Source organism: Ammonifex thiophilus, assembly GCF_003368535.1.
GTDB lineage: Bacteria > Bacillota > Desulfotomaculia > Desulfotomaculales > Ammonificaceae > Ammonifex > Ammonifex thiophilus.
This window is the reverse complement of record NZ_QSLN01000005.1, coordinates 81,388-92,196: the sequence shown is the minus strand read 5'-3', so window position 1 is coordinate 92,196 and position 10,809 is coordinate 81,388. Positions and strand designations below refer to the sequence as shown.

12 protein-coding genes are annotated in these 10,809 nt (G+C 57.3%); 3 read left to right on the top strand and 9 right to left on the bottom strand.

Annotated features, from left to right (window positions below):
* The coding region (locus DXX99_RS05605) for an SAF domain-containing protein (RefSeq protein ID WP_134642956.1) at positions 1 to 375 on the bottom strand (375 nt) is incomplete at its 3' end.
* A 459-nt stretch (positions 376 to 834) separates the two neighbouring features.
* Positions 835 to 1,944, bottom strand: a complete 1,110-nt coding sequence (locus DXX99_RS05600; RefSeq protein ID WP_115792520.1) for a D-alanyl-D-alanine carboxypeptidase family protein — start codon at positions 1,942 to 1,944, stop codon at positions 835 to 837.
* A gap of 111 nt (positions 1,945 to 2,055) precedes the next feature.
* Between DXX99_RS05600 and pdaB the strand changes: the two genes are divergently transcribed.
* Positions 2,056 to 2,808, top strand: a complete 753-nt coding sequence (gene pdaB / locus DXX99_RS05595; RefSeq protein WP_115792519.1) for a polysaccharide deacetylase family sporulation protein PdaB — start codon at positions 2,056 to 2,058, stop codon at positions 2,806 to 2,808.
* Positions 2,809 to 2,868: 60 nt separating this feature from the next.
* Here the strand turns inward: pdaB and DXX99_RS05590 are convergent, their stop codons facing one another.
* From DXX99_RS05590 to DXX99_RS05565, 6 genes are all read right to left on the bottom strand, one after another.
* Complete coding sequence (locus DXX99_RS05590) at positions 2,869 to 3,360, bottom strand: YhcN/YlaJ family sporulation lipoprotein (RefSeq protein WP_115792518.1); 492 nt, start codon at positions 3,358 to 3,360, stop codon at positions 2,869 to 2,871.
* A 71-nt stretch (positions 3,361 to 3,431) separates the two neighbouring features.
* Positions 3,432 to 4,856 (bottom strand): divergent polysaccharide deacetylase family protein, encoded by a 1,425-nt coding sequence (locus DXX99_RS05585; protein WP_115792517.1) that lies wholly within the window; start codon positions 4,854 to 4,856, stop codon positions 3,432 to 3,434.
* Between the two features lie 75 nt (positions 4,857 to 4,931).
* Entirely contained in the window at positions 4,932 to 5,669 is a 738-nt protein-coding gene (locus DXX99_RS05580; protein ID WP_205664647.1) for a SigB/SigF/SigG family RNA polymerase sigma factor, read from the bottom strand.
* Positions 5,670 to 5,673: 4 nt separating this feature from the next.
* A complete protein-coding gene (gene spoIIAB / locus DXX99_RS05575) occupies positions 5,674 to 6,102 on the bottom strand; it encodes an anti-sigma F factor (RefSeq protein ID WP_115792515.1) in 429 nt (142 codons plus the stop codon).
* Positions 6,095 to 6,445: an STAS domain-containing protein gene (locus DXX99_RS05570; RefSeq protein WP_115792514.1), complete on the bottom strand. Its 351-nt coding sequence runs from the start codon at positions 6,443 to 6,445 to the stop codon at positions 6,095 to 6,097. Before DXX99_RS05570 ends, spoIIAB begins: the two co-directional genes overlap by 8 nt.
* Before the next feature lie 122 nt (positions 6,446 to 6,567).
* Entirely contained in the window at positions 6,568 to 7,713 is a 1,146-nt protein-coding gene (locus DXX99_RS05565; RefSeq protein WP_205664646.1) for a D-alanyl-D-alanine carboxypeptidase family protein, read from the bottom strand.
* Between the two features lie 150 nt (positions 7,714 to 7,863).
* Here DXX99_RS05565 and DXX99_RS11690 point away from each other — a divergent pair, with 150 nt between their 5' ends.
* The gene (locus tag DXX99_RS11690) at positions 7,864 to 8,046 is read left to right on the top strand and encodes an ACT domain-containing protein (protein WP_205664645.1); all 183 of its coding nucleotides are present in this window, start codon (positions 7,864 to 7,866) and stop codon (positions 8,044 to 8,046) included.
* Positions 8,040 to 9,449: an MBL fold metallo-hydrolase gene (locus DXX99_RS05560; RefSeq protein WP_205664644.1), complete on the top strand. Its 1,410-nt coding sequence runs from the start codon at positions 8,040 to 8,042 to the stop codon at positions 9,447 to 9,449. The genes DXX99_RS11690 and DXX99_RS05560 overlap by 7 nt, the downstream gene beginning before the upstream one ends.
* On the opposite strand, the gene rsmB is transcribed toward DXX99_RS05560, so the two are convergent.
* Positions 9,446 to 10,804, bottom strand: coding sequence for a 16S rRNA (cytosine(967)-C(5))-methyltransferase RsmB (gene rsmB / locus DXX99_RS05555; protein ID WP_115792513.1), 1,359 nt, complete (start codon positions 10,802 to 10,804; stop codon positions 9,446 to 9,448). The genes DXX99_RS05560 and rsmB overlap by 4 nt on opposite strands.
* Positions 10,805 to 10,809 lie beyond the last annotated feature (5 nt).

Genomic DNA, 10,809 nt, shown 5'->3' with positions numbered 1-10,809 from the left:
GCCGGGGAGGGCGCAGGCGGAGCTGGAGAGGTCGACCGGGACCAGGACCTCGACGCAGCCGGGGGCGAGCTGCGGAGCGGTGTCCAGGTCCTCCCTGTAAACGAGCTGGCCCCTCACCAGGGGCACCTTAGCCACCTTGCCCAGGGCCTCTTGAGGCGGAGCTAAGCCCTCCGAAGCAGGCTTCGGCACCTTCACCACTTCCGTGTTCCTGCTGCTTATCTCCACCCCGGCGGGTATGACTTCCCTGACCTTCAAGGCCTCCACCGGCTGCGTGGCCTCGCCGTACTTCCTGTTGGCCGCCGCCACGATTACGACCGTGAAGAGGAGCGACAGGAGGAGCGAAACCACTAAGCCCACTTTCCGCGTGCGCGTCAACTAACAACCCCTCCTTCCCACGGACGCTAGGCAAATAGCCCCGGCTTCTCCGGCAGGTCCGGCCTCCACCCCCGCTCCAGGAGCTTCGCCTGCCTGTTTTCACTCTCCTTCTCCTTCCTACGAAAATGATCCCGCCCCGCACTTCCATCGTTTCGCCCTTCTCGATCTTTTCCATCATCGCAATCCCCCTTTTCCTCCGGGACCGGACGTCCCGGCAAGTGTTTTAAAAAGTCCCATAAAAACGCAAAAGCCGGGATCTTCTCCCGGCTTCCTTTCCTGCTTCCGCCCTAATGGAAAATAACTTCGCCTTTGCAATTAAAAGGTGTCAATCTGTTTGTCAATACGCGCTCTCCGAACCAAATCAGAAAGTTGGGACTGTCAAGGACTCCACGGTATTGAAAACGGCTTCAATCTGAGCCCCGCGCGGCCCGGAAAGCCTTGATTTTACTGAATTCTGTGCTATTCGAACCTCTTGCCCAGCAAACGCCACCACCAGGGGCGCTCTAGCACTTCTTTACCCGCCACCAAAGAAACCCGTCCCAGTTCTTGCCCCCGCCAGAGAAAAATTACTTCTCCTAGAGGGCTGCCTGGATAAACCGGGGCCTTTAGAGCTCGGGCTAGGCAGATCTGCTTCTCCACCGGCTCACCCGGGGGGAGCAGGACGGACAACCCTTCCCGCGCCACCAAGGGTACATCTCCTAGGCGCCCCTCTGCCACCGGCAGCCGCGTCCAGTACTCTCCCTTATCGCAAAGGTTAACCTCCTTAAGCTCCTTAGAACCCCAGGAAAGAAGCGCTACGGCATCCCGGTAGCGATTTTTGCTTTTCAACACCACCGCGACGAACTCCTGTTCCCCCGATCTGGCCGAAGCGATGAGGCACTGCCCTGCTGCTTGGGTGGTGCCCGTCTTCACTCCCGTTACCTGGGGATAGCCGCCGTGTAAAAGCCGGTTGGTATTACTGATGGGAAGCTCCCTCTGCGGCTTTTCCCAACGCACCACCGCTTGGCGGGTGGCTACCAAAGAAGCGAAGGTTGGGTTTTGCAGGGCGTAGCGGGTAAGCCGGGCCAAGTCCTTTGCCGTGCTCCAGTGCTCAGGATGAGAATAGCCGTTAGTGTTGACGAAGTGGGTATCCTCCAGCCCCAAAAGGAGCGCCTTGGCATTCATCCAGCGCACAAAGGTGTCATGATCCCCCGCTACTGCCTCGGCAATGGCCACCGTAGCGTCGTTGGCCGAGTGGATAAGGGCAGCTTTTATGAGTTCCCCCAGTCTTATCTGCTCGCCGGGGCGCAGGTCGATTACCGACCCCATGGAGATGGAAGCTGCGCGGCGGCTCACGGTGACCACCTCCTCCGGGTCGGCCATCTCCAAAGCCAAAATACAGGTCATGACCTTGGTAAGGCTCGCCGGAGCGCGGCGCTCAGTAGCGTTCTTCTCGTAGTAGAAAAGTCCACTCTGTCTTTCCATGAGCGCAGCCGCTTCTGCCGTCACTTCGGGCGGAGAAGCCCAAGCTTCCCGTACCATTCCTAAAAGCCAGAGGCCAAGAAGCAAAAACCAAACCTTCACTTTCATAGAGGCCCCAGCCCTCTTCCTCGCTCGGTGAGTTTCTAACACTCATATCTTTCCCCGAAAGTTCATAACTCTTAGCAGAGGAAAGGGTGGCGCGGGAGGTAAGAACTTCTCATGCGGGTGCTTTACCTAAACCTCCGGCGACTCAAAGAGGGTTTGCTTTTACTCGCAGGAGTGACATTTATAGGGGGTCTGGTAATCCTTGGCCTCCTGAAAGAACCCTGTGCTTCGCCGACCAGCACCTCCTCTTCCCCCATCATTTACCGGGTACGCACCGAGGAGAAGCTGGTGGCCCTTACCTTCGATATAAGCTGGGGGACGGAAACTCCCCCCAAGGTGCTCGACCTTTTAAGAAAAGAAAACGTTAAGTGCACCTTTTTCCTCTCCGGGCCCTGGGTAAAGAAGTATCCGGAGTTGGCTCGACGGATAGCCGAGGATGGACACGAAATTGCCAGCCATGGGCATCGCCATATAAACTTGAGCCCACTTCCACCGGAAGAGATAAAAGCGGAGATCAGCCGGGCCCACGAAGCCATAAAAGAGGTTACGGGGAAGACCCCTAAGCTCATCCGCACGCCCAACGGCGACTACAACGCCAAAGTGTTGAAGGTGGCTAAGGAAATGGGTTACACGTTAATCCAATGGGATGTGGACTCTCTCGACTGGAAAAACCCAGGGGTGAACACCATCATTACGCGTGTCCTCAAAAATGTGCGCCCGGGGAGCATAGTGCTGCTTCACGCCAGCGACACCTGCCAGCAGACCCACTTAGCCCTCCCTACCATCATCCAGGGGCTTAAAGAAAAAGGTTACCGCATGGTAACGGTATCGGAACTTTTGCAGCATGGCCCGGGAGTGGCCGAGTAAATAAAGGTTAAGACCCGGTCCGCCGTTCCCGCCAAAGCCTCACGGACCAGGTCTTGACCTTTATCGAGTGGTGGGTGACATGCGCCGGTTGATCTCTTCGATCTCGCTGGCAAAGGAGGAGAGAGGTTTGCCTTTGGCTATTCCGTCTTGCACATTCTTTATGCGCTTGTAGGTATCGGCATCGGTGGTCACCATCACTCGTGCTAGGCGCGGCTCGGCCTTCTTCAAGCGGGTGGCCACCTCCCGCTTGACCTCGTCGATACGGCCCTTTTCTAACCCCGCCTTCACATCCAGCCCCACATAAGCCGTGTTCCCCGCTATAACTACTGTAGCCTTGTTGACCCCGGGTACCCGAGCAGCCTCGTGAGCCAGATTGGTGGCTATACGGCTCAGTTCCCGCGGATCGGTGGGTAAGACCTTGGTTTCCGGGCGGGCCGGCGTGGGAGTGGCCGGCGGGGAAGGCGTGCGCCGTTCCGGGCAACCGCTAACCCCGAGCATACTCAGAAGCAGAACCACCACCAGAACTCCTAGCCCTAACCGTCGCCACCACAACTTTTAATCCCCCCTTTCTACGCTATCTTCGTTCAGTAGTATCTTCTAGTTTTCCGGAAGACATGCCTGGACTATTGTGGCAAGCCTCTTCTCTCTTGCTGCTCCGATCTGGCGCCCGCACCGTTAGGGCGCTTAACCAGGGTGGAGACATAGACCAAGTCTATCCCCAGGCGTTCAAACTCCGGCAGCATCTCTTTGATCGCTCGCACGGTGTTGGGCCCCGTCACTCCGACGTGTCCTATGGCTATGGCACTACCATTCTTCAAGGCTAGTTGGGCCAGCTTATGCAGCTGTTTCTTGATGTGTTCCACATCATTAACCGCGTCAAGGAAAAGGCCGTCTTCCGCGTAAGGCACCCCTAATTCTTCTGCTATCTGCGGAATCACCGACTTATTGGTGGTCTTGCTGTCCAAGAAGAAGAGGTTATGGCGCTTGGCCACCTTTAAAACGGCCCGCATAACCCGCGGGTCGGCCGTGGCACGAGAACCCATGTGGTTGTTCATGCCGACCGCCCCCGGCACACTGGCTATGGCCCTTTCTACCCGCCGCTCGATCTCTTCGTCGCTAAGGTTGACATATATGGCCCCCGGACCGAGCCAGGAAGGGTTACCCTTCAAAGGTTCCATAGGCAGGTGAACCAAAACCTCGAATCCGGCCTTTACGGCCTCGCGCGCCGTAGGAGCAGAAAGAGGGTAGTTGGGCAGCACGGCAAAGGTCAAGGGCTTGTTCAAGGAGAGAAACTCCTGTGTACCCTTTTTTTCGCTCGGGCCGGCAAAATCATCGATGACGATGGCCACGCGAGCCCTCGGCGCGTGAAGTTTCCCCCCGGCGGGAAGGGAGTTAGCCTGGGCGAAATAAGCCTCCAGCCCGGCGCAAAGGGCCTCGGCTATCTTTTGCTGATAGCTGGGATCGAGCAGCCGGGCGGCTTCAGCTGCATTGCTAAGATAACCCATTTCCACCACCACGGCGGGCATCCGGGAGTGTTCCAGAACGTAGAAGGAGCTAGGGTGGCAGGCGGTGTCGCCCCCCAGCTTGGCCAACTCCCGACGAAGGGCTTCGGCCAGCCGGTGCCCAGCCTCTGAGCCGCGGGCGAAGAAAATTTCCTGCCCTGTCCGCCGGGGGTCGGAGAAGCTGTTAACATGGAGGCTCAGAAAGACGTCGGCTCGCTGGTCGTTGGCTAGTCGGACCCGCTCGCGCAGGCTTATGTAAGGAAGATGCCAATCTTCCCTTTCCTTCTCCATCTTGTCCGGATCGTCATGGGTAAGGAGCACCCGAGCCCCAGCCGCGCGGAGCATTCCTTGCAGTCGGCGGGCTACCGCCAAGTTGATGTACTTCTCATGGATACCTAGCCGGGGCTCCACAGCTCCCGGATCGCAGCCCCCGTGCCCTGGATCCAGCACGATGGTCTTCCCCTCCAAACTGCCAGCCCTGGCAGCCCAAGGAGAAGAAAACAGGAGAAAGAAAAAGCTTGCCACCAGAAACAGGCGATAAAGCAAAGGCTCGTCCCCCCATCGACTTTTTTTGCTTATTATGTGTAGAGGGACAGACCTTGCTTCTAGAAGAGACGAATTTTAAGCCTCGAGTTCTTCGCGCAACTTCTGCAAAGCGTTTCTCTCCAGACGCGAGACCTGAGCCTGGGATATACCTAGCTCCCGCGCTACTTCCTCCTGGGTGTAACCAGCAAAAAAGCGCCACCAGATGACCTCCCTTTCCCTGGCAGGTAGGCGCCGAAGAGATTCCTTCAAGGTGAGAGCCTCCAACCAACCTTCCTCTTTTTCTGAGGAGAGGCAATCCTCCCAGCATAAGGCTTCCTCTCCTTCCCCCGCCAGGGGCTCCTGCAAAAAAGCGGGCGCTTTCCCCGCCTCCAGCGCCATCACCACCTCCTCCACTGCGATGCCCAAAGAATCGGCTATTTCCGCTACCGACGGCTCCCTTCCCAAAGCCGCCTTGAGATTTGCCCGCGTTCTTATCACCCGCCGCGAAGTTTCTTTAAGTGAGCGGGAGACCTTCAGCATCCCGTCGTCGCGCAAGAAGCGGCGAATTTCTCCTAAGATGGTGGCCACGGCGTAGGTGGAAAAGCAAGTCCCTCGCTGCAGATCAAAGCGGTCGATGGCCTTCAGCAACCCTATACAGCCTACCTGAAACAAATCCTCGCCCTCCCGCCCCTGTCCGACGAAACGCCTAACCACCTTGCCTACCAGTCCTAGATTGGCCTTCACCAAAATTTCCCGCGCCTGGGAATCCCCTTTTTGTGCCCGGAGAAGGAGAGTCCGGGTGGCCTTTGGGTCTAGAAGGCCTTTCCCGGGCAAAACCCTACCCCTTGGAAGCCGAACGGAGCTTCTTCCGCATAACGACCCGCGTCCCCTCCCCCGGCCGGGACTCCACCTCGACCTCATCCATCCAGAAGCGCATGAAATTGAAGCCCAGACCCAGGCGCTGGGGATCGGTGGTGTACTCCGGCTCCAGGGCGCGGGCCACATCTTCTATGCCCTTGCCCCGATCCTCTACGTGGACTTCCAGAAGGTCCCCGTCGAGAAAGCCCTCCACGACTACTACCCCATCCGGCCTTCCCTGGTAGCCGTGAACAATAGCGTTGCTTACCGCTTCGGAGACAGCTCCTTTTACCTCCTCCAGCTCCTCCACCGTGGGATCCAGTTGGGCGGCGAAGGCGGACACGGTCACCCGCGCTAATCCCACGTTTTCCGGCCTGCTAAGGATCTCCAAGCGAAAGCGATTATCCACAGGCCTCCCCCCTCAGGGAAACCCGCGCTTCCTCCCAAGAGGAAAAAAGTGGACAAAAGCGCAGGACCCCCGCCAGTTCCAGCACCCGCTTCACCTGAGGAGGAGGAGCGATGAAAGCCACTTTACCCCCAGCCTCGGCCACCCGTTTATAACGGCCAAGGATCACCCCTAAACCCGTGCTGTCTAAGAAAGAAACGGCTGAAAGGTCGAAGACCAGAAAATTTACCGAGTGGCGGTCCAGAGCACTCTCCAGTTCCCGCCGCAGCGAATCGGCCACTTTAAGGTCTATCTCCCCAAAGAGCCGAGCCAAAAGCGTATCTTCGCTATACTCGAAGCGAACCAACCTTCTCGCTACCTCCCTTCTGGGAGGTAGTTCGCTATTCGTGCCTCTTTTTCCTGCAATTTACTGTGAAAATAAAACAAAACCCCGGCATAAACCGGGGATACCGGAAGGCGTTATAAACCTCAGGGACCTTTGGTAACACGGCGCAACACCTTGCGTAAGGTGGTGTAAAAATCCGCCTTAGCTACCCCGCTAGCCGTCACCAGGGGCACGCGCAGCTTCTCTTGGCCTTCCTGTTTCACCACCCAATACCCCACCCTCTCGCCTTGCCGCAGCGGGGCTTTGAGGCTCCGGGGCAACTCCGCCTGCTGGGTTATTCCTTTGTCCCCTCCCCGGGGTACCACCAGCACCACTTCCCGACCGGTCAGGATGTCCACCCGGTCTTCCGTCCCCTTTTCCACCGGCAGAGTAGCTACCCGTGCTCCCTCCGGCAACAGGGGAACCGCCTGGTAGCGGGCAAACCCCCAATTGTAAAGCTTTATGGACTCCCGGAAATGGCTGCGCGGCTCCGGGCAACCCAGCACCACAGCTATCAAGGTCAACCCCTGACGCTTGGCCGCCGAGGCTAGGCAGTAACCCGCTTCTTCCGTCCAGCCGGTCTTTCCTGCTATTGTTCCCTTGTACCACCACAGGAGCTTGTTGGTGTTGTAGAGCTTAAACTTCCCGCCACGCAGGTCGTACTCCTTAATCTGCGCCAATTCTAAGAAAAGAGGGTGCTTCAAAGCCTCCCTGAGAAGCAAAGCTTGATCGTAAGCGGTGGAGTATTGCCCCTCGGCCGGCAAACCGGTGGCGTTGACGTACCGGGTGTTGCACATGCCCAGAGCCTGAGCTCTGGCGTTCATAGCGGCCACGAAAGCTTCCTCGCTCCCCGCTATGTGCTCGGCCACGGCCACGCTGGCATCGTTGGCCGAGGCGGTAGCCACCGCTATGAGCAACTCTTTAAAGCTCATAACTTCTTCTGGGGCCAGGAAAATCTGGGAACCGCCCATGCCAGCCGCATGCTCGCTGGCAGTGACCTTATCGGTAAGGCGCACTTTCCCCTGCTCCACAGCTTCCACTGCCAGAAGTAAAGTCATGAGCTTTACCACGCTGGCTATGGGTTGTTTTCGATGAGGCTCTTTTTCTCCCAGTATCTGGCCGTGATAGGCTTCCATCAGTACCGCGCTTTTAGCCGTAGTTGAAAGGAAGGGGGAAGCAAAAGCCTGCGAATTTGCCATGAGCAGAGAAAAAAGCAGCAAAGTAGTAAGGAAAAGAGCAACTCTGCGCACCGAAACTCCTCCTTCCGGCTTCTTTTTAAGAAGTCTTTCCGAAAGGAGAGAAATCTAACAGAGTCAATTCTTGACGCACCTTCACCGCTACCGTTAAATTGGTTTATACCAGGCTCTAGCTGGTTAAATCAGGTTCGAGGAGTGCCGGCCATGGAGAAAAACTGGAGGATGTACGCTTCCCTCGATGCCGATCATTACCTCAGCAAAGTCGTTCTCATGGTTCCCGATAGACCGGGCATGCTGGAGTCCATAGCCAGCGCTTTCGCTGCCCGCGGCGTTAACATCACTTATACTTCTATTACAACCGCTCGGAGCACCCCAACCGGGTGCTGATCGAGGGAAGAAGCGCCGAGTCTGAAGCTCTGGAAAAGGTGCGCGAAGAACTCGAAAAAGCGGGGATGTTTTCCCTGCAGCCCGACTCCGATCTTTCCCTGGAGGTCCTCAGCCTGCAGAATCTTCTGAAGCTTAACGTTTACCTGAAGCACCGGCCGGGAACCCTGGCAGCCTTTGCCCGTCTGCTCCGGCAGCGGGGAGCCAACGTCATCCACATGGCTTACAACGAAGCGGTGGCCGAAACTACCGCTACCGTAACCCTCGTGGTACAAGACACACGGGAAGTAGATGAACTCCTGAAGGATCTCCACCGCGCAGGCTATTTCTACAGCGTGGAATACAGGGGGGCAGAGGAAAAAGAAGCGGAAAACATCATAGGACTTAACCTAGTGGAATACTTCTACTTTCGGTTGAAACGACTCCTGGGAGAAGAAAACACAGAGCAATTAAGAAGGATAGTGGAGGCTTCCCGGTGCATGAGCGAGGCTTTGATCAGCTTTTACCGGGAAGCGGGGAAAGATCTGGCCACCAGTAAAGTATTGACCAATATCCTCACTTTTGCAGCTACCTCCCGCTTCAAAACCGGCGCCAGCTTCTCTTACCGCCGGCTTCCTTCGCTGCCTCTGGGCGGTCTCACCCTGCACGCTTTCCGTCTACCTACCGGAGGAAACCTTTATCTGCTGGAAAGCGAGGAGGAGCTGGTTTTGATCGACGGAGGCTATGGGATCTACTATGAAGATGTGAAGCGGATGCTGAAAGACAACGGGTTTGACCCGGCACGCATCAAGCGCATATACCTCACCCACGCCGATGCCGATCACGCCGGCTTAAGCGGCCACCTGGCACGGGAGTTTGGCACCCAGGTCTTCCTTCACCCCGATGCCCGCGGCGTCTTGGAGAAGGAAAATCGCGCTTGGGGAAGCGGCTCTCCCCTCACTGAGCTCAATCATTACTTCACCGTGCTGGTCAACGCCTTCACCAACTTCACCCCGCCTCCTTCCTGGGAAGCCTTTCGTCGGGAGGGGAAGGGAAAAATCTGCGGTTTCCCGATCATAGATTCCTTCACCGTGGGAGGCTGTACCTTTAAGGTCCTGGAAAGTTTAGGAGGACACGTCCCCGGCCAGGTCTTCTTCCTGAGCGCCGAAGCTGGACTTCTCTTTACGGGCGACTACCTCCTCTTCGTTCCCAGCCTCGACCCGGAGGAAAAAGAGTTCTTGAACCTGCCCAAGTTTATGATGACCAGCACCAATACCAATTCTGCCCTCTTCCGGGAAGAGATGCAGGCTCTGGAGAAAATCGCTCTGGAGCTTGACGAGGAGTTAAAGAAGCAAAATCGGGGCGCGATCGTAGCTCCAGGGCACGGAGACTACTTCCCCGCCCGCCTGTTGAGAAAAAGGGGCTAGGAAGTCAACTTTTTACGCCGCAGGCGAGCGATGAAGAAGCCGTCCATGCCTTGGTAAGGCATAATCTGGATATAGCCGTGCCTGAGGGTTCCCTCCCGGTCCAAAGCCTCTGGAAGGAAGGGACGGAGATCCTCCAGGAGAAAATCGGAATGGCGAGAGAGAAAGCGTTTTATTTGGCCCAGGTTCTCCGCCTCCCCCAAGGTGCAGGTGCAATAAAGAAGTACTCCCCCTGGGCGCACGCAGGCAGCGGCGCTTTCCAAAATCTCCTGCTGCAGAGCCACGAGACCCGGGAAGATTTCTGGTTCTTTACGCCACCGGATGTCGGGCTTGCGCCGCAAAACCCCCAGACCGGAGCAAGGGACGTCGGCCAGAACATAATCCGCCTGTCCGGCAAACTGCCGGTCGAGACTGCGGGCATCGGCCTGCAAGGTCTCCACGCTCTTAAGCCCCAACCGCCGCACGTTAGCTACTACCAGGGCCAGGCGATGGGCGTAAATGTCCACCACCAGGATACGGCCGCTATCCCGCATAAGCTCCGCCAGGTGGGTAGCCTTCCCCCCGGGAGCGCCGCAAACGTCGAGAATGAAGGAGCCGGAAGCAGGAGCCAAGGCGTGCGCTGCCAGCATGGAACTCTCGTCCTGGATATAAAAAAGCCCCTCTTGGTAGGAGGGCAGGTGCTGCAGGTCGAAAAACCCTTGCACCCTTATCCCCTCTGGAGCGTAGAGGGTAGGGCTTACTCTGAGGTCAGCCTCCTGGCGCAGCCGCTCCATCAACTCCTCCCGGGTAATGCGCAGAAGATTGGTGCGCAAGGTGGCAGCCGCCGGTTGGTTATTGGCCTCGCAAATGCGGATGGTCTCCTCCAGTCCGAACTCTTTAAGCCACATCTCCACCAGCCAAGTGGGATGGGAGTACTTGAGCGCCAAGTGATCCACCGGATTCGTGCGGATGTCTGGGAAAGTAAGGTTGTCCTTTTCCCTGACTACCCGGCGCAAGACAGCGTTGACGAAACCGGCCATAGAAGGAGGGGCGTATTTCTTGGCCAGTTCCACCGCCTCGTTGGTGGCCGCTGCCGGGGGGATGCGGTCGAGGTAAAGTATCTGGTAGACTGCCAGGCGCAAAATGTTACGTATCCAGGGATTTTGTTCGCACAGAGGGCGCTTGATGAACTTGGCCAGCACCCAGTCTATGGTGTTAAGCCGCCTCAGAGTCCCGTAGCAGAGTTCGGTGAGCAAAGCACGCTCCGGCCCCTGGGGGCGGTATTTACCCATGATCGAGGTAAGGGCCAGATTGCCGTAAGCCCCCTCTACGTCGACGGCGTAAAGCACTTTTAAGGCCAATTCGCGGGCCGAAAGCATAAAGT